A 17,299-nucleotide genomic window follows, 5' to 3' on the forward strand; every position below is an offset into this window, starting at 1 on the left:
CCGGCACCGAAAGCCCCCTTTGGCTTTACATTCCACCCATGCGCCCTGGTTCTGATAGGTCAGTCCCGCTGTCGCACTGCATCATCGGTCCGGGCGGAAGGCGTAGAGCATCAGCCACTGGTCCAGATGCCGCAGCACCACGGGGGTGATCGCCGCCTCGATGGCCGCCTGGTCCGCCACGGCGTCCCCGGTTAACGGGATGGCCGGCAGGAAATGCGCCCGGTAGCGGGGGCCTGGCTCCCGCGTCATGTAGGCGGGGATCAGCGGCACGCCGGCCCGCCGCGCCAGCCGCGCCGCCATGGCGATGTTGCCGCCCGGCGCCGGCGGCCGCCCGAAAGCGGGCGCGTTCACCCTTCCGGCCTTGAACTCGTCCACGAACAGGCCGATCAGCGTGTCGCCCCGCGCCAGCACCCGCAGCGCCTCCCGCATCGCCATGGCGTTGCCCAGGATCGCGTCGTTCTTGAGTGACCGCCGCACCCGCATGGCGATGGCGGTCTGCACCGCGCTGGCCGGCGGCTGGTAGATGCTGCACACTTTCAGGCCGATCTCCTGGATGGCGACCATCCCGGCTTCCCAGTTGCCCAGGTGCAGCAGCGCCAGCACGGCGTTCGGCGCGGTGATGTTCTCCCGCCCCTCCACCTCGATGCGCCCTTCCCGCCCCAGCCGGTGCAGGCAGGAGAACTCGGCGAAGGAGCGGCCGACATTGCGCAGGTTGGCAACGGCGAAATACCGCCGCTCGGCCTCCGTCATCTCCGGGCATAGATGCGCCAGCGCGCGCATCGCCCGCTCCACCTTGCTCTTCAGCCGAAATTTCGAGCCGAGCAGCGCGATACCGGAACCCAGGGCGGAGACCGCCGGGGTCGGCAGCAGCCGCATGCCTTCATGCAAGGCGATGTCCTTGCCGGCATCCACCCAGCGCAGAGCCCGCCGGGCCGCGCTGTCTTCAGCCATGCCGCCGGTCCAGATGCATCGGCAATGTCTCCCCAGGCCGCAAGGTCAGCCGGCAGACCGGGTGCACCACCGCCCCCGCCGCCAGCCGTGGCGCGAAACTGGCCGAGAGCGTGGCCAGGCACAACACCGCTTCGGTCAACCCGAAGGCGGCCCCGGTGCAGACGCGCGGGCCGATGGCGAACGGAATCCAGGTATAGCGCGGCTTGCTGGCGGCCTCGCCCCCCGGCAGGAAGCGCTCCGGGATAAAGGCATCCGGCTGCCGCCACAGCTTGCGGTGCCGGTGCAGCAGCCAGGGCACCGCGATCACCAGGGAGCCCTTGCGGACCTTCCTGCCGCCCAGCTCGCCATCCCGCGCCGCTTCCCGCGCCAGCAGCGGCACGGGCGGGTAGAGCCGCAGAGTCTCCTCCACCACCGCGCGGGCATAGGCCAGGCGCGGCAGGTCGGCGAAGGTGGCGGGGGCGCCGAGGGCATCGGCCTCCGCTTGCACGCGGGCGGCGGCGTGGGGGGATTGGCTCAGCAGGAACCAGACCCAGGCCAGGGTGTTCGCCGTCGTCTCATGCCCGGCCATGAACAGCACGGCGGCCTCGTTGCGGAAGGCCTCGCGGTCCATCGCCTTGCCGGTGGCCGGGTTCACCCCCTCGGCCATGGCGCGGATCAGGCTGGCCTCGCCCTTCCCCTCCGGCGACAGCACGCGGTCGATCAGCCTGTCCAGCACCGCGGCAATCCGCCGGCTGGCGCGGCGCACGCTGGGCGGCTGCCAGCGCGGCACCCAATCCGGCACCCCCAGGAGCGAGAGCACATCGGTCTGCCCGACCACACGCTGGTACTCGGCGAAGGCCTGCACCACGCTGGCCGCCGCCTCGCCGCCCAGGCGCGGGCCGAAGATGGTGCGGCAGATGATCTCGGCCGTCAGGTGGCCCATCTCCGCCAGCATGTCGATCGGCTGCGCCGGGTCCCGCTGCCGCCACAGCGCCGCGCGCTCAACGGCCGCCTCGGTCATCGGCGGCGTCAGCTCCGCCAGGCGGGAGACGTGGGTGACCGGCGCCACTACCTTGCGCCGTTCCCGCCACAGCGGCCCGTCGCTGATGAACAGCCCGTCGCCCAGCAGCGGCTTCAGCGCGTGGCGCATCTGCGGCGATTTCCGCTCATAGTCGGCGGCATGCTCGACGAAGGCTTCCTGCACCGTCGCCGGGCTGTTGCAGATGATGACGTCGCGCAGCAGCACGCGGGCGCGCAGCATGTCCCGCTCGAACGCCGCCTCGGTCCAGATATCCAGGAAGGAGCGCCGCAGCAGCCGCAACAGTTCCGGCAGGCGCGGCATCCGCGCATGCCGCTTGGGATACGGCGGAACGAAGGGCACGCCGATCTGGGCAAGCTCAGCCGCGGGCAGAGGCAACGCGTGACACTCCGGTCATGGACCGGACACGCAGACGTGAGGATGCCTTCGTTGTCAACCCGTAACCGGCCGGGCGGGCGGACCGGCGGGCATTAAGACCGATGTTCACCCGCCGGAAGCACCAGGGCGGCGAGCCCCGGCGGATTTCCACGCACGATCATCCGCCCGGCCGCGCGGAGCGCGGGCGGACGCCGTGCCGTCAGCCGCGCGCGGCCGGCGACCTCGGCCCGGTCGGCACCTTGGTGTGGGAAAGTGCCGCGCGGATCTGCTGTTCCGCCACCGCCAGCTCCTTCGCCGCGTTCAGCCGCGCCGCCCGCCCCTCGGCGGCAATACGGACAGTGTCCTCCAGCGTCGCCACCAGGGAGGCATTGGCCTGCTTCACCGCTTCCAGGTCGAACACGCCGCGCTCCAGCTCCACCCGCGCCTCGGCATTGCCGGCGCGCAGAGTCTCGGCATTCGCGGTCAGCAGTTGGTTGGTCAGGTCGGTAGCGCTGCGCACTGCGGCGCCGGCTTCGCGCATGCGCTGGATGGCCAGGGCCTGCGCCAACTGGGTGCGCCACAACGGCACGGTGTTGGCCAGCACGGAGTGAATCTTGCTGGCCAGCGCCTTGTCGTTCTCCTGGATCAGCCGCATGCCGGGCAACGACTGCATCGCCACCTGCCGCGTCAGCCGCAAATCGTGCACGCGCCGGTCCAGCTCATCCCTTGCAGCGCGCAGGTCGGCCAGCTTCTGCGCCGCCAGAGTACCAGGGGCCGAGTCCGCTTCCCGCACCGCGACGGGGATGACTTCCTGGTCGGTGCGCGCCAGCACCGTCTCGCCGGCTGCGATGTGCTCGGCGAGGGCATGGAACCAGTCCAGCGTGGCGGCGTACAGGCGGTCCAGCCGCTCCACGTCCTCCAGCAACTTGGTGCGGTGGCCATCCAGCTTGTCGCCGATCGCCTCGATCTGCCCGCGCACCGTCTCGTAGCGGTGCATGATGGCGTTCACCTCGGCCTTGCCGCGCCCCATCAGGCGGTTCAGCAGGCCCGGCTTCTCCGACAGCTTGGTCACGTCGAAGCCACGCAGCGTGTCCAGCAGTCCGGACAGCGCCTCCCCCGCCTCGCCCGTCGCCTGATTGCGCGCGGCGCCGAGCATGGCATCCGCCGCGCTGGTCGCGCGGTTCTGCGCCTCGGACCCGAAGCGCAGGATGCTGCCGGGGTCGGACAGGTCGATGGTCCGGGCCAGTTCCTCCACGCGCGCCGGCGGCAGCGTGGTCTGGGTGGTCAGGTCGTCGCTCATGCAAACCCCTCCTGGCGCAGCCGGTCAGACAACACCTTGATCTGAATATCCAACGCCTCGCTCTCCTGCGCCCGCAGGCGCTCCCGCAAGGACGTACTGCCGCGCGTCATGTCCTCCAGCAGCGTCTCCAACGCCACCGGCGGCTCCGCACCAGCCGAGAGCCGGGTGGAAATTCGCTCCAGCCCCTCGATCTGGATGTTGAGGAAGCGGCGGGCCTCGGGCGTCGGCTCGGGCTGCCGCTCCATCTCAGCCAGCAACTCCTGCAGGGAGAACACGGCGGGGCGCAGCCGCGCCGGCCCGCGTGTCACCAGCGCCGCCAGGCGGGCGCGTGGCGCCGCCAGCGCATCCGGCCGCGCGGGCACCGGCTCTGGTTCCGGCGCCGGGGCGCCTTCATACAACAGGGACATGCCAAACCACGCCATGGCGCCGAACACCACGGCGCCGACCGCGGGCACATGCGCCGCCATCAGCGCCAAAAGGCCGGTGGCCACGCCGACCAGCGCCGCCGCCTGCCGCGATTTGCCACGCCGCAGCGACCGCACCGCAAGCGCCAGCCCGCCCAGGCCCAGCACCATGCCAGTAACGCTGCGCGGCGTGCCGCCAATCAGGTTGAACAGCAGCGCCGGGCCCAGCGGCAACGCCAGCAGCAGTAGCCAGGCGCCGCGCATCTGCACCAGGGCGCGGGAAAGATGTTCGCGCGGCATCAGCGGAACAGGCCGATCACAGCCTGTGCCAGTGCCACCACGGACACCAGCCAGACAGAGCAGCCCAGCAGGGCCAGCCCGGCGAAACGGCGAACGGCCTGCTGCCGGGAGGGCAACAGGCCGGAATCAAGCCCGGTCGGGCGAAGGGGCGCGCGCATGCCCAGAAGATTGCCCCGCGCACCCCCCCGTTCAAGCAGTGGCGGCGGCCAGAGCGTACCAGCCTGCGGCGAACGCCCTGGAAACCCGCCGCCCGCCCATCAGGCGCCGATCTTTCCGCCGCCCTTCTTGACGATGGCGATGACGCTGGGGCGCGGCGGCATGTCCGGCCGGAAATCCGGCCAGCGGGTTGAGGGATTCTCGAACGTGCTGCCGGTATCCTCGCCCGGGTGCTGGATGGCCAGGAAGATGGTCTCGTCATCCGGCGTGAAGCACGGGCCACAGACCTCGGCCCCGGTCGGCGCCTGGTAGAACAGGCGGGTCAGCGCGCGGCCGGCCCCGGTGGTATCGGCCGCATAAAGGCCATCCGCCACGCCGGCCGCGGTCGGCGCGCCATCAGTGGCGATCCAGATGCGGCCCTTGCTGTCGAAGGCGCAGTTATCGGGGCAGGACAGCCAGCCCTGGTCGCTGGTGGCGCGGTGGTAACGCGCACCGGCATCGACGCCAGGCTTGCCGGCCAGCAGGAAGATGTCCCACTTCGCCTCGGTCGCCGCGTGGTCCACCTTGTCGGTGCCGGCGCCGGGCGGAATGATCTCGACGATATGGCCGTGCGCGTTGGCGGCGCGTGGGTTCGGCTTGCTCACCTGCTCCGACCGCCGGTTCGTGTTGTTGGTGAGGATGACATAGACGCGCCCGGTCGCCGGATTGGTCTCCACATCCTCCGGCCGGTCCATCGGCGTCGCCTTCAGCAGGTCGGCGGCGCGCCGCGTCTCCACCAGCACGTCGCCCTGGTTGGCGAAGCCGTTGGCCTCCGTCAGCGGGCCCTGGCCGTGCACCAGCGGCAGCCACAGCACCCGGCCGTCATCGTGCAGCTGCGCCACGTACAGGGTGCCATCGTCCAGCAGGTCCCTGTTGGCGGCGGCATCGTTCGGGTTCCAGGCGCGCGCGGTGACGAACTTGTAGACGTAGTCGAACCGCTCGTCGTCGCCCATGTAGAACACCACCCGGCCATCGGCCGAGACGGCGTGGGTGCAGCCCTCATGCTTCACCCGGCCCAGCGCGGTGCGCTTCACCGGTACGCTGGCGGGGTCGTACGGGTCGTACTCGACGATCCAGCCGAAGCGGTTCGGCTCGTTCGGCTCCTGGTCCAGGTCGAAGCGCGGCTCGTACCGGCCCCAGGCGTAGCTGGCATCCTTGACGATACCATAGCGCTTGTAGGCCGCCGCCTGCGCGCCGCTGGCCGCCGCATCCCCGCCGAAATACTGGTTGAAGTTTTCTTCGCAGGTGATGACGGTGCCCCAGGGCGTGTTGCCGCCGGCGCAGTTGTTCAGCGTGCCCAGCACGCGCGTGCCGGTCGGGTCCGCATTCGTCTGCAGCCGCGCATGGCCGGCGGCCGGGCCACTGACGCGCATCGGCGTCTCGCCGGTGATGCGGCGGTTCATGGCGCTGTCCGCCACATAGGACCATTGGCCGTTCTGCTTGCGGATCTCCACCACCGCCATGCCGTGCGCGGCGATCTCGGCGCGCGCCTGGGCTTCCGTGGTGCGCAGCCGGGCGGCATTGCCGCTACCGATGCCGGGGAACATCAGGTTGGTGTTGGTGTATTCATGGTTCACGGCCAGCAGGCCGTGCTCGCCGCTACGGCTGCCACGCGGCAGCGGAAAGAAATCCAGGTAATCGCTGTTATAGCCGAATTGCTGGCGCTGGCTCTCGGCGGTGACCCGGGCGGGGTCGAAGGCCGGCGCGCCCGGCAGGATCGGGTCGCCCCAACGCAGCAGGGTCTGGATCTCATAGCCCTCGGCCACCGCATCCCGCTGCGCCATCTGGTGCGACAATTCCTTGAAGCCCAGCGAGGACGGCCCGCCGGTCTCCGGCGCCCCACCCTGCACCGTCGCCTGCGCCAGCGCCTGCCCGCCCGAGGCCAGAAGCTGGTCCGCCAGCGTCGCCACGGCCGCGGCCCCGCCTAGCCCACGCAACGCCGCGCGGCGGGACAGGCGGCGCACCACCAGTTCCGAGATGCTGTTCTCGGGCTGGGGGTTGCTACCGATATCCTCCAGTTCCAGCGGCGGCGTCTCGGGCAGGTGCGGATAGGTCATGCGACGGAACTTTCTGCGAACAGGCGGCGCCGGGGAGCACCGCTTCGTGCCGCGCAGAAAGCGCATGGGCGCGACAGGGGGATGACATAAAAATGACGGAGACGTGACATCAGGAGCCCCTGCTCTGCTATCCACCCGCTACCAGCGCAGCCTACAGCAGCGTGGACGTGACGGTTGCGCCCGGTCGCGCGACAGGTTCAAATCAAGGCGAGGCCTCGGCTGTAACAATACTCTCCTAAAACGAAATTTTCTTACATCGTAACGTTATGGCTTCCCACGATACAGGCAGTTGAGCCAAAGGAATGTCTGATAAAAATTCCGTTGCGGGCGTCGCGGCAGAGTCGCCTGCTCTCTAAGTCTTGAAGCACGAGCCATAGTTGAATGATTGTGCAATCACGCTAATGCTGCGGCGCAACACGACGTGCCCTCCGCGGCCCAGGCCGTGGTCGCAAGAGCGACTGCTCCCGCGGTCACACCGATCGGAAAAGGATCCAGCGACAGTGAATTTCTCGGACTTTGGACTTTTCTTCCTGGGTGTGCCGCTGGAGGAGCGGGAGGCCCTCAAGTCTCTCTACTCCGGGACGGCCGCCGCCATCTCCTTCGCGACCATCCACAGGCCGCTGGAGGACTTCCACCACCGCATCCGCAGCTTCCCGAAGCACGCTGTGCTGGTGTGGGAGAATACGCCCGTCAAATATCCCGACATCCAGTACGCGAATGAATCCGAGGTCCCTCTCTTCCGCCTGATGAAGGACGTGGCCGGCCAATACACGGCCCAGCCCGTCGACCTCACCGTCGCGATGCTGACCCACCCGGACGCCCCCCGCCCCGCCGCCCCGCCGGCCGAGGACCCGGACAGCGACCCGGTGAACCACCTGCTGTTCAGCGTGCAGGCGCCCGCCCCCGTGCCCCACCCGCAGATCTGGCGGAAGCCGGACCGCGTGACGCCCGATGACATCACCATGGTCATCTGCATCCGCGCCCATAGCCGCAACCCGTGGGTGATGGACCGCCTGTCCGCCCTGAAGACGATGTATGCGCCGGCACCGCAGATCCAGATCGTCGATTTCGGCTCCTCGGTCGATTTCAGCGAGCAGATCGAGCAGATCTGCGCCCAGTCCGGCTTCGGCTACACCTTCGTGGACGACAAGGGCGTCTTCGCCCTCTCCAAGGCCCGCAATATCGGCTTCGCCGCCAGCACCACCGACCTGGTGTTCTTCACCGATATCGACTTCGCCTTCCCGCATGATTTCTTCGCCGATCTAAGCCGCACCGCCTCCCGCCTCTCCGCGCGCTCCAACATCGATATCCTGCTGATGTGCAGCGCCATCCATGTGTCGGAAGCCGCGACGTCCGAGTATGTTCACCTCGCGACGCAGGAAGAACGTTCAGCCCTGCTGCACCAGATCGGGCATGAGACGGTGTATGGTACCTTCGGCAACGCCATCCAGTTCGCCGCGCCCTATTCGAACATCTTCCTGATCAACCGGCGGCTGTTCTCGCTGGTCGGCGGCTATGACGAATCCTTCCGTGGCCATGGCTCGGAGGACTTCGAGTTCATCGCCCGCGTCAACCAGTACACCTTCCAGTTCCCGGTGCCGCCGGATCTCAGCAAGGATGCGGGCGGACCGTTGAAGAAGGAGTTCTTCAACGTCAAGACCTATGAGGGCTTCCGCGCCCTCAACGCCGCCACCTGCCTCCCCGGCGAATTGCAGGGCCTGAAGGCCTACCACCTGTACCACCCGACGCCGAACGACGATTCCTGGCGCAAGAACAACGACTGGAAGCGCTCCCGCCTGCGGGAAGCCTTCGCGAACTACGAGAATGCGCCCCACAACGTGCTGAAGGTCGATGCCCTGCCGCGCAAGAAGCGCGTGCTGTGCGTCTGCATCCATAAGGACCAGTGGGGCTATTTCGCGCCGCTGCGCCTGGCTGGCTACGAGATCATCCCGCTCTTCGACGGCTCCGTGAAGGAGATCGAGGACGCGACGGCGATGATCACCGACGGGCTGGTGGACGCCTTCGCGGTGTTCAACCCGTATATGCAAAGCCACATGAAGTTCCGCGCCCTGTACTACCTGGCGAAGAAGCATGTGAAGGTCTACGTGATCGAGCGCGGTGCCCTGCCCTCCACCATCTACTACGCCGACGACGTCGGCTACACCTCCGCCGAGTATTCGGACGCCGCCTTCGATGCCTTCCAGCCGACCGCGGAGCAGACGGAAGGCGCCATCGCCTACATGTCCCAGCTGCGCGAAGGCAATTTGATGCTCGAGCGCGGCCACTCCTACGCCTTCACCGCGCGCAAATACGCGGCGCTGACGGCGGCCAAGCGCCCGGTCTGCTTCATCCCGCTGCAGCTGGACGAGGACATGGCCGTCACCATGTTCGTCCGGGATGCGCAGCGCTACCCGGATTTCTACGCCTCAATCAACCAGGTCGCCGCCGACCATCCGGAGCAGATGTTCCTCATCAAGCCCCACCCGCTGTCCAAGGGCAACGATGCGCTGAAGGCGCCGAACATTATCCTGGCGGACCGGGAAGACAACATCCACTGCCTGCTGGATATCGCCACCTACGTCGTCTGCTACAATTCCGGCGTATCCCTGCTCGCCTTCGCGCATGAGAAGACGGTCTACACCATCGGCAACGCCTATTTTAACAAGGGCGGCGCCGGCATCTTCGCGGACAGCCTGCGGGATGCCGTGACGGTGCAGCAGGAAGGCAAGGGCAGCGCCTCGGTCGAGGCCGCGCGGAAGGTCTACGCCTGGCTGCTCTACGCGATGTATTCGAAGTTCACCGCGATCGACAACATCCAGGAATTCGCCACCCGCAAGGCGCACGGCTACAAGGATATCGTGGTCACGCACCTGAACCTGGATGGCCAGACGGTGTCCCTGCAACGCACGCGCGCGAACAGCACGGGTATCTGGAACACCTATGGCTTCGCGCATATGAACCTCGCGCCGCCGCCCGCCCTGAACGCCCCCGCCAAGGCGAAGTGAGGAACAGCCCGTGATCTACCTGATAACCGGCGCCGGCGAGCCCAATTTCGGCGACGAGCTGATCGCCCTGGACTGGATCAAGTACTACCGCGCCCAGGGCTATACCGGGCCGATCTTCGTCGACTGCAAATCCGGCGAAGGCGCCCGCAAGCTGCATGCGGGGATCGAGGGCGTGCAGTTCGGCCGCTTCCTGAAGGCGCTGGCCACCGGCAACGATGGCTCGGTCAGCGACTATATCAGCCGCGGCCGCCACTTCGTCGATGAAGCGCTCGGCAAAGGCAAGGGGGATGCCGCCAGCCCCGCCCTCGTCACCCTCAAGAAGATCGCGGCGGCGGACCGCCCGGCCGATTTCGCCGCCACGCGTTTCGTGCACCTCGTCGGCGGCGGCTACATCAACGGGGACTGGAACAATTCCTTCTCGCTGATCGGCGGCGCCAGCCAACTCGCCAAGCAGCTCGGTTGCTCCGTCGTCGCCACCGGCCTCGGCATCGCGCCGCTGGACAATCTCAGTACGGTGGACCGCATCTCACTCGCCAACGCCATCCGCGATTTCGACCTGTTCGAGGTACGGGACGAAATCTCGATGCAGCTGCTCGGCAAGAACGGGGTGAAGGGCGCCAAGGTCGTCGTGGGGCTGGATGACAGCTTCCTGCAGCCGCCGGAAACCCGCTCCACCTTCGAAGGGCGCAGCCTGCACCTCTCGCTGTTCGGCCGGCACCTGGATGGCGAGGGCGGCGCCAAGCTGATGGACCTCATCAAGACGCTGGCGAAGGACTACGACCGCGTCCTCTGCTGGCAGTGCAACGCGGCGGACGAACCCGCCTGCGCCCGCATCGAGGCGGAGCTCGACAAGGTCAAGCGCCTGTACAATCGCGCGCTGCTCTATAACGGCATGCCGATCCAGGCGCATGACCACATGATCACCAGCCGGTTCCACCCGCATCTGCTGGCCGCGCGCTCCGGCATCTCCGGCCTCTATCTGGTCTATTCCAATTTCTACTCGGCCAAGCACCAGAGCGTCGTGGATCTCGGTTCCCCGTTCAAGCGCTTCGTCCCCGGCGCCGAGACCGATTTCTCCCAGCCCAGCCCCAACCCGATGCTGGAGATGGATGGGGAGCGGGTGCGCCAGAAGCGCCGCGTCGGCAAGAACCTCGCCACGCGCGCCAAGCGTGCGTGCGGCGCCTGAGACGCTCTCGTCCCCGCCCATGGCGGGGATGAGCGCCGGCAAGGCCTGAGGTAACGGGAGAAACCATGCGCGTCTGTGTCATCGGCACCTCAAACGCCATCTACAAGGACGGGTATTGCGGCGCCATCGCGGACGACCCGCGCGTGTCGTACTTCCGCAAGTACTGCATCGGCGCCTCGCCCTCCATCATCATCCCCTACTTCGCCGGCATGATCGACTTCGCGGATTTCGATTTCGTGGTGTTCGACACAGCCATCAACGACAGCAACTACTTCAAGTACGGCTCCATCCGGAAGGACCAGATCCGCCAGTTCGTCGAGTTCGGCGTGAACGAGGCCGCGCGCGCCGGCTGCCGCCCGGCCCTGTTGGTGATGCCGTCGCTGAAGCGCTTCGCCAAGCCCACCATGGCGCGCATCATCTACAGTCGCATCGCCGCCGAGAACGATGCCGTCCTGCTCGACGGCTTCACCTTCGCCGAGGACCGCGCGGCCACCAGCGGCGACGACCTCGGCAGCCTGTTCCTCGACGACTTCCACCTGCGCAAGGACATCGCCCGGGAGGTCGGCACCCTGCTGGTGGACCGCATGGCCGGCAAGCCGCAGGCGAAACTGCCTACCCAGCCAGCCAAGAGCCGCTTCTACAGCATCAGGCTCGCCGACCATTTCCCCTCGGTCGAGCGGTCCACCTCCCTGGCCGCGTCACGGATGGTGCGGCTGGGGCATGCGCCGATGCAGCTCTCCGTGCCGCCAGGGCACGAGGTCGCCGGCATCGTCTACAACGCCGCCAAGACCTCCGGCGCCATCCGCATCGGGCCGCAGGTCGTGAAGTCGCTCTGGACCAAATATGTCGGTACGCCAAAGGACCTGCTGACCATCATGGCGCCCGTCATCGCCAAGAGCCCGGTGGACGCCTCCGGCCGCCTCACCCTCCAGCTCGCGGCGGCCGAGGACCCCATCACCGAAGCCAGCCGCTTCGAACATTTCGCGCCACCACCCACCCTTACCTCGGTGGTGGAGGTCGAGACGCTGATCATGTGGGAACGCCTCTAGCCCCGCCCGGCGAAGAACCCCGCCATGGCGGCAGCGGCGGCGTCGATATGCCGTTCCAGCACCTCCGCCGCCTGCTGCACCTCGCCGGCCCGGGCCGCCGCCAGCATGGCGCGGTGGTCCTGCTGCGCCATCCTCTCCCGCCCCTGCGCGGCCAGGAAGAAGCGCAGGTAGCGGTCGAACACCGCCAGCTCGCGGTCCACCAGCCCCAGCAGGCGCGGCCGGCCGGCGCGGGCGTAGAGCGCCATGTGGAAGCGGCGGTTCAGTTGCCCCAGCTGGCCGGGGTCGGCCTCCTCCTCCATGGCGTCGATCAGCGCCGCCGCGGCCACGCCGTCCTCGGCGGTCAGGTTCGGGATGGAAAGCCGCAGCGCCACCACTTCCAGCCCACGGCGGATGGCGAAGCTGTCCGCCGCGTCGCTGGCGGAAATGTCGGTCACCACCGCGCCCTTATGCGGCACGGAATCCACCAACGCCTGCGCTTCCAGCTGCCGCAGCGCTTCCCGCACCGGCATCCGGCTGACCTGCAGGTCGCGGGCAATGTCGTCCTGCCGCAGCGGCGTGCCCGCGGCCAGGCGCCCCTCCAGGATCGCGGCCTTCAGCGTCGCTTCGACATATTCGGTCGCGGTGCGCCAGCGCGGCGGCGCGTCCAGCAGCCTAGCCATATCCCGTATCCGGCCGTTGATTGGATCCAATCTTACGATATGCTCCGCGCCCCTGCCAAGCGGATGCCGCCGGAATGACCGAAGCCGAACCCTCGCCCAGCCTGTTGCAGCCGATCGTGGCCGGGGTGCTCTCCGCCGTCGTCGGCTTCGCCAGCACCTTCGCCATCGTCCTGCACGGCTACACCGTCGTGGGCGCTACCCCGGCCCAGGCAGCGGGCGGCTTGCTGATGCTGTGCCTGGCCCAGGGGGCACTGGCCATCTGGCTCAGCACGCGCTGGCGCATGCCCATCACCCTGGCCTGGTCCACCCCGGGTTCCGCGCTGCTGGCGGCAACCGGCGCGCTGCAGGGTGGCTTCGCCGCCGCCACCGGCGCCTTCCTCGTGGCCGCCGCGCTGATCGTCGTCGCCGGCCTGTGGCGGCCCTTCGGCCGGGCCGTCGCCGCCATACCCACCGCGCTCGCCAGCGCCATGCTGGCCGGCATCCTGTTCGAGATCTGCCTGGCCCCGGTGCGGGCTTCCGCCGCCATGCCGGGCCTGGCGCTACCGGTCATCCTGGCCTGGGCACTGGCCTGGCGCTTCGCACGGCTCTACGCCGTGCCGGTCGCCGTCCTGGCCGCTGCCATTATGGTACTGGTGGCAACGCCGCTGCCGCCCGGCATGGCACTCAGCATCACCTGGCCGGAATTTATCTGGCCGCAGTTCAGCCTGGGCGCCGCCATCGGGCTTGGCGTGCCGCTGTTCCTGGTCACCATGGCCTCGCAGAACGTGCCGGGGCTGGCGGTCATGCACGCCCATGGCTACCGGCCGGACCCGGGGCCGATCTTCACCCTCACCGGGCTGGCCAGCGCCGCCATCGCCTTCTTCGGCGCCCACGCCGTCAACCTCGCCGCCATCACCGCCGCGCTCTGCGCCGGCAAGGATTCGCACCCGGACCCGGCGAAGCGCTGGGTCGCGTCGGTCGCCGGCGGCGTCGGCTACTGGGTGCTGGGCCTCGGCGCGGGCATCGCCGCCGCCTTCATCGCCGCAGCGCCGCCGTTGGTGATCCAGACGGTCGCCGGGCTGGCGCTGCTGGCCACGCTGGGCGGCGCCCTCACTTCGGCTGCCAGCGAGGAACGCAACCGCCTGCCGGCCATGCTGACCTTCGTCACCACGGCGTCCGGCCTCTCCATCATGGGCATCGGCGCGGCGTTCTGGGGGCTGGTGGCGGGCGGCGCTCTGATGCTGCTGGACCGCGCCCGGGCCTGAACGGTCGGGTCGCTGGCGACCAGCGGCCCACGCAAAGTCCGTCCGGCACGAGGGAGGGCGCATCGGCGGCGCCCCAAACCTGCGGACACGACGAGCCCCTATCCACCACGCCGTTCACAACGGCTATGCCGCCAGATGCGGCGCCCCACCGCAACACGGCTGCGGGATTCCCGCCACCGGGTCGGGAACGCAGGCCAAGCGTTCCAAGCCGACGAACGGGCCGCCTGTCGCGTCAACCGCGCGCAGGATCGCAGCAGCACCTGAAACGTCAAATTTTTGGGGAAGATCAAAGGGCGGATGGGCGACCTACGGGACTCGAACCCGTGACATCCACGACCACAACGTGGCGCTCTACCAACTGAGCTAAGGCCGCCATACGCAAGTCCCACGGGCGTCACCGCCCTTCGGGAGCCCCGTCACCGTCTCCGGTGCCGAGGCCCGCGAAATAGGGCGGTTACGCTTCCGCGTCAACAGGCCTGTTGCAGCCTTACCAGGCGATGGCACCGCCCGCGGTGAAGGCCATGACCAGGAAGATCAGGAACAGGATCAGGAAGATGCCGAACAGCACCTTGGCCAGCGTACCGGCTGCCGAGGACACCCCACGGAAGCCCAGCGCACCGGCGACGATGGAGATAACAAGGCAGATCAGGGCCCATTTCAGCATGGCGTCGCTCCTCTTGCCCGCGACAGCCGCGGTTCTGGCAAGCCAACGCATGGGAAACAGCCAAGGTTACATGCAAGGCGCATGAAGAGCGCGTAATGTCCTGGTGGCCACTGACGCCGCCCCGGCGCTCAAGCCTCCGGTCGGTTCTCCACCATCGCCATCAGCGTCTCCAGCAGGTCAGCCTCCGCCGCCGGCTTGTCCTGCCGTAGCCGGGAAATACGCGGGAAGCGCATGGCGACGCCCGACTTATGCCGGCCGGAGAGCTGCGCGGCATCGAACACCACCTCCAGCACCAGCTCCTTCTCCACTTCCCGCACCGGACCAAAACGGCCGGTGGTGTGGTTGCGGATCCAGCGGTCCAGCCACACCAGCTCCTGGTCCGTGTAGCCGGAATAGGCCTTACCGACCGGTACCAGCTCCCGCCCCCCGTTCTCATCCTGCCGCCACAGGCCGAAGGTGTAGTCGGAATAGGTGCTGCTGCGCTTGCCGTGCCCGCGCTGCGCGTACATCAGCACGGCATCGACGCTCAGCGGCACGCGCTTCCACTTCCACCACAGCCCCTTCGGCCGCCCGGCGACATAGGGGCTATCCCCCCGCTTCAGCATCAGCCCCTCGATACCCGCGGCGCGCGCGCCATCCCGCAACGCCGAGAGCTGGTCCAGCGAGACGAAGGCCACCTGGGGGGAGAGATCCATGGCGCGCGGCTTCACCCGGGCGAACCAGGCCTCCAGCCGCTCCCGGCGCGTATCGAAGGGCAGCGGGCGCAGGTCCTCGGTGCCGTCGAACAGCATGTCGTACAGCCGCAACCCGGCGGGGTATTCCCGCAGCATTTTCGGCCCCACCACCTTGCGGTTCAGCCGCTGCTGCAAATCGGCGAAGGGCGCCACTTCCCCTTCCCGCATCACCAGCAACTCGCCATCCAGCACCGCGTGGAAATCCAGCGAGTCCATGATCTCCGGGAACGCCGCCGAATAATCCTCGCCCGTCCGGGACCACAGCCGCGCGCCACCCGGCCCGGCCGAGACCTGCACGCGCACGCCATCCCACTTCCACTCGGCGCGGTAGGCGGTGTGGTCCAGCGCCGCGATATCCGCCGTCTCCAGCGGCTGCGCCAGCATCGGCGGACGGAACACAGGAACGTCCTTCGGGTCAGGCCGCTCCGCCCTGCCCTCCAGCCAGTCGAACAACGGGCGGTAGGGCACCGGGATGCCGTGCCATACCTCCTCGATCTCCTCGACCGGGGTCTTCGCCCAATCCGCCAGCGCCTGCCGCGCCAGCCGGGCGGAGACGCCCACGCGCAGGCCGCCCGTCACCAGCTTGATCAGCGCCAGCCGCCCGCCCGCGTCCAGCACGTCCAGCCAATCGGCCATGATGCGCGGAATGTCGGCCTTGGCCGCCAGCTCCAGCGTCTCCACCACTTCGGACAGGTCCGGCGGCGGGCGGTTGGGGCGTGGGTCGGCTTCCGGCCAGATTAGCGCCACCGTCTCCGCCAGGTCGCCGACATAGTCGTGGCTCATCGCCAGCAATTCCGGGTCGGTCCGCCCCGCCGCCAGCTCCCGGATGATCGACGGCTTGGCCAGGGTGAAGGACAGTTCGCCCGCGATGGCCGCCAGCCCGATGCCGCGGTCCGGGTCAGGCTGGGTGGCGAACCAGCGGCGCAACAGGGCCAGCTTGGCATTGCGGCCGGGGGTGAAGATCAGCCGTTCCAGCAGGTCGGCGAAGGCGGGCAGGCTCATGCGCCGGCAGCCTCCGCCTGTACCGCCTCGGCCACGTCGGCCTCCACCTCGTCCTCCTCCCGCCCCAGCAGGTGCAGCGCGCGCCCACGCACGCCCCGCTGGGCCAGGGCGTAGATCAGCGCATCCTCCCGCCCATGCGTCACCCAGACTTCCGGCGCACCGACTTCCTCGATCGTGTCCAGCAAGTCGGGCCAGTCGGCATGGTCGCTGACCACCAGCGGCAGTTCGACGCCGCGTGCCTTCGCCCGCTGCCGCACCCGCATCCAGCCGGACGCCACCGCCGTCACCGGGTCGGCCAGCCGGCGGGACCAGGGGTTGGATTCGGCACTGGGCGGCGCCAGCACGATCTCGCCCGCCAGCACCGTCTCGCCCCGCTTGGCTGGGCGCGGCACCGGCAGCAACGCGCCCAGCCCGATCCCGAACCGCTCGTACAACGCGCACATCGAGGCCTGGGCCCCATGCAGGTAGATCGGCCGCTCATACCCCGCCCGGCGCAGTTCCGCGATCAGCCGCTGGCACTTGCCCAACGCGTAGCAGCCCACCAGATGCGCCCGCTCCGGAAACAGCGCCACGCTCTCCAGCAGCCGCTTCATCTCCGCCTGGGCGGGCGGATGCTGGAACACCGGCAGCGCGAAGGTCGCCTCGGTGACGAACACGTCGCACGCCACCGGCTGGAACGGCTCGCAGGTCGGGTCCGGCTGCCGCTTGTAGTCACCGGAGACGACCACGCGGCTGCCCTGCCACTCCAGCACCACCTGCGCCGAGCCCAGCACGTGCCCGGCCGGCACCAGCGTGATGCGCACCCCGTTCTGCTCGATGCTGTGGCCGTAGGTCAGCGGCTGCTGCGTGCGGCCCGCCCTGCCCTCGCCCAGCCGCGCGGTCATGATCGCCAGGGTCTCCGGCGTCCCCAGCACGGCGGCTTGGTCCGGCCGCGCATGGTCCGAATGGCCGTGGCTGACCACGGCGCGATGCACGCCCGCCTGCGGATCGATGTAGAAATCGCCCGGCTCGCAGAACAGCCCCTGCGGCAGGACGCGGAGCCAGGTATCGGGATGCGGGGGCATGGCTCTCCGTCCGGGGCAAGACAGGTATAGAACTGTGGCCCGGCTTTGGTTTCCGCAACCGGGGCCACTGCCTCACCACACTGTCATCATCAGCGGCGGCGATACCCATC

General features: G+C 68.7%; 14 protein-coding genes and 1 tRNA gene. 4 read left to right on the forward strand and 11 right to left on the reverse strand.

Features of this window, described 5'->3' with window-relative positions; genetic code table 11:
• Positions 1 to 81: 81 nt before the first annotated feature.
• From IBL26_RS12105 to IBL26_RS12130, 6 genes are all read right to left on the reverse strand, one after another.
• The gene (locus IBL26_RS12105) at positions 82 to 951 is read right to left on the reverse strand and encodes a lysophospholipid acyltransferase family protein (RefSeq protein WP_187784746.1); all 870 of its coding nucleotides are present in this window, start codon (positions 949 to 951) and stop codon (positions 82 to 84) included.
• Positions 944 to 2,347 (reverse strand): cytochrome P450, encoded by a 1,404-nt coding sequence (locus IBL26_RS12110; protein ID WP_241749298.1) that lies wholly within the window; start codon positions 2,345 to 2,347, stop codon positions 944 to 946. Before IBL26_RS12110 ends, IBL26_RS12105 begins: the two co-directional genes overlap by 8 nt.
• Positions 2,348 to 2,546: 199 nt before the next feature.
• Entirely contained in the window at positions 2,547 to 3,626 is a 1,080-nt protein-coding gene (locus tag IBL26_RS12115; protein WP_187784747.1) for a toxic anion resistance protein, read from the reverse strand.
• Entirely contained in the window at positions 3,623 to 4,330 is a 708-nt protein-coding gene (locus tag IBL26_RS12120; protein WP_187784748.1) for a hypothetical protein, read from the reverse strand. Before IBL26_RS12120 ends, IBL26_RS12115 begins: the two co-directional genes overlap by 4 nt.
• Positions 4,330 to 4,488, reverse strand: coding sequence for a hypothetical protein (locus IBL26_RS12125; protein WP_187784749.1), 159 nt, complete (start codon positions 4,486 to 4,488; stop codon positions 4,330 to 4,332). Before IBL26_RS12125 ends, IBL26_RS12120 begins: the two co-directional genes overlap by 1 nt.
• A 99-nt stretch (positions 4,489 to 4,587) precedes the next feature.
• Positions 4,588 to 6,582 (reverse strand): PhoX family protein, encoded by a 1,995-nt coding sequence (locus IBL26_RS12130; protein WP_187784750.1) that lies wholly within the window; start codon positions 6,580 to 6,582, stop codon positions 4,588 to 4,590.
• Between the two features lie 500 nt (positions 6,583 to 7,082).
• Here IBL26_RS12130 and IBL26_RS12135 point away from each other — a divergent pair, with 500 nt between their 5' ends.
• The 3 genes from IBL26_RS12135 to IBL26_RS12145 all read left to right on the forward strand — a co-directional run bounded on the left by IBL26_RS12135 (position 7,083) and on the right by IBL26_RS12145 (position 11,822).
• Positions 7,083 to 9,587 carry a capsular polysaccharide export protein, LipB/KpsS family gene (locus IBL26_RS12135; protein ID WP_187784751.1) on the forward strand — a complete coding sequence of 835 codons (2,505 nt, stop codon included), beginning with the start codon at positions 7,083 to 7,085 and terminating at the stop codon, positions 9,585 to 9,587.
• 10 nt (positions 9,588 to 9,597) lie between these two features.
• On the forward strand, positions 9,598 to 10,773 hold the full coding sequence (locus IBL26_RS12140; RefSeq protein ID WP_187784752.1) for a polysaccharide pyruvyl transferase family protein: 1,176 nt from the start codon (positions 9,598 to 9,600) through the stop codon (positions 10,771 to 10,773).
• A 65-nt stretch (positions 10,774 to 10,838) separates the two neighbouring features.
• Complete coding sequence (locus tag IBL26_RS12145; protein ID WP_187784753.1) at positions 10,839 to 11,822, forward strand: hypothetical protein; 984 nt, start codon at positions 10,839 to 10,841, stop codon at positions 11,820 to 11,822.
• Here the strand turns inward: IBL26_RS12145 and IBL26_RS12150 are convergent.
• On the reverse strand, positions 11,819 to 12,481 hold the full coding sequence (locus tag IBL26_RS12150; RefSeq protein WP_187784754.1) for a GntR family transcriptional regulator: 663 nt from the start codon (positions 12,479 to 12,481) through the stop codon (positions 11,819 to 11,821). The genes IBL26_RS12145 and IBL26_RS12150 overlap by 4 nt on opposite strands.
• A gap of 74 nt (positions 12,482 to 12,555) precedes the next feature.
• Between IBL26_RS12150 and IBL26_RS12155 the strand changes: the two genes are divergently transcribed.
• The gene (locus IBL26_RS12155) at positions 12,556 to 13,725 is read left to right on the forward strand and encodes a benzoate/H(+) symporter BenE family transporter (protein WP_187784755.1); all 1,170 of its coding nucleotides are present in this window, start codon (positions 12,556 to 12,558) and stop codon (positions 13,723 to 13,725) included.
• Between the two features lie 300 nt (positions 13,726 to 14,025).
• Here IBL26_RS12155 and IBL26_RS12160 read toward each other — a convergent pair.
• The 4 genes from IBL26_RS12160 to IBL26_RS12175 all read right to left on the reverse strand — a co-directional run bounded on the left by IBL26_RS12160 (position 14,026) and on the right by IBL26_RS12175 (position 17,189).
• Positions 14,026 to 14,098, reverse strand: a tRNA-His gene (locus IBL26_RS12160).
• A 114-nt stretch (positions 14,099 to 14,212) separates the two neighbouring features.
• Entirely contained in the window at positions 14,213 to 14,389 is a 177-nt protein-coding gene (locus tag IBL26_RS12165) for a DUF1328 domain-containing protein (RefSeq protein ID WP_187784756.1), read from the reverse strand.
• 128 nt (positions 14,390 to 14,517) lie between these two features.
• A complete protein-coding gene (locus tag IBL26_RS12170) occupies positions 14,518 to 16,125 on the reverse strand; it encodes a cisplatin damage response ATP-dependent DNA ligase (protein ID WP_187784757.1) in 1,608 nt (535 codons plus the stop codon).
• Entirely contained in the window at positions 16,122 to 17,189 is a 1,068-nt protein-coding gene (locus IBL26_RS12175) for a ligase-associated DNA damage response exonuclease (protein ID WP_187784758.1), read from the reverse strand. The genes IBL26_RS12170 and IBL26_RS12175 overlap by 4 nt, the downstream gene beginning before the upstream one ends.
• Between the last annotated feature and the right edge of the window lie 110 nt (positions 17,190 to 17,299).

Source organism: Teichococcus aerophilus (genome assembly GCF_014490485.1).
In the GTDB taxonomy this organism is placed as follows: Bacteria; Pseudomonadota; Alphaproteobacteria; order Acetobacterales; family Acetobacteraceae; genus Pseudoroseomonas; species Pseudoroseomonas aerophila.

What these genes read in the sequence shown, in the direction of transcription:
- IBL26_RS12105 (WP_187784746.1), bottom strand. Translation starts at nt 951, where the DNA reads ATGGCTGAAGACAGCGCGGCCCGGCGGGCTCTGCGCTGGGTGGATGCC.
- IBL26_RS12115 (WP_187784747.1), bottom strand. Translation starts at nt 3,626, where the DNA reads ATGAGCGACGACCTGACCACCCAGACCACGCTGCCGCCGGCGCGCGTG.
- IBL26_RS12120 (WP_187784748.1), bottom strand. Translation starts at nt 4,330, where the DNA reads ATGCCGCGCGAACATCTTTCCCGCGCCCTGGTGCAGATGCGCGGCGCC.
- IBL26_RS12125 (WP_187784749.1), bottom strand. Translation starts at nt 4,488, where the DNA reads ATGCGCGCGCCCCTTCGCCCGACCGGGCTTGATTCCGGCCTGTTGCCC.
- IBL26_RS12130 (WP_187784750.1), bottom strand. Translation starts at nt 6,582, where the DNA reads ATGACCTATCCGCACCTGCCCGAGACGCCGCCGCTGGAACTGGAGGAT.
- IBL26_RS12145 (WP_187784753.1), top strand. Translation starts at nt 10,839, where the DNA reads ATGCGCGTCTGTGTCATCGGCACCTCAAACGCCATCTACAAGGACGGG.
- IBL26_RS12150 (WP_187784754.1), bottom strand. Translation starts at nt 12,481, where the DNA reads ATGGCTAGGCTGCTGGACGCGCCGCCGCGCTGGCGCACCGCGACCGAA.
- IBL26_RS12155 (WP_187784755.1), top strand. Translation starts at nt 12,556, where the DNA reads ATGACCGAAGCCGAACCCTCGCCCAGCCTGTTGCAGCCGATCGTGGCC.
- IBL26_RS12165 (WP_187784756.1), bottom strand. Translation starts at nt 14,389, where the DNA reads ATGCTGAAATGGGCCCTGATCTGCCTTGTTATCTCCATCGTCGCCGGT.
- IBL26_RS12170 (WP_187784757.1), bottom strand. Translation starts at nt 16,125, where the DNA reads ATGAGCCTGCCCGCCTTCGCCGACCTGCTGGAACGGCTGATCTTCACC.
- IBL26_RS12175 (WP_187784758.1), bottom strand. Translation starts at nt 17,189, where the DNA reads ATGCCCCCGCATCCCGATACCTGGCTCCGCGTCCTGCCGCAGGGGCTG.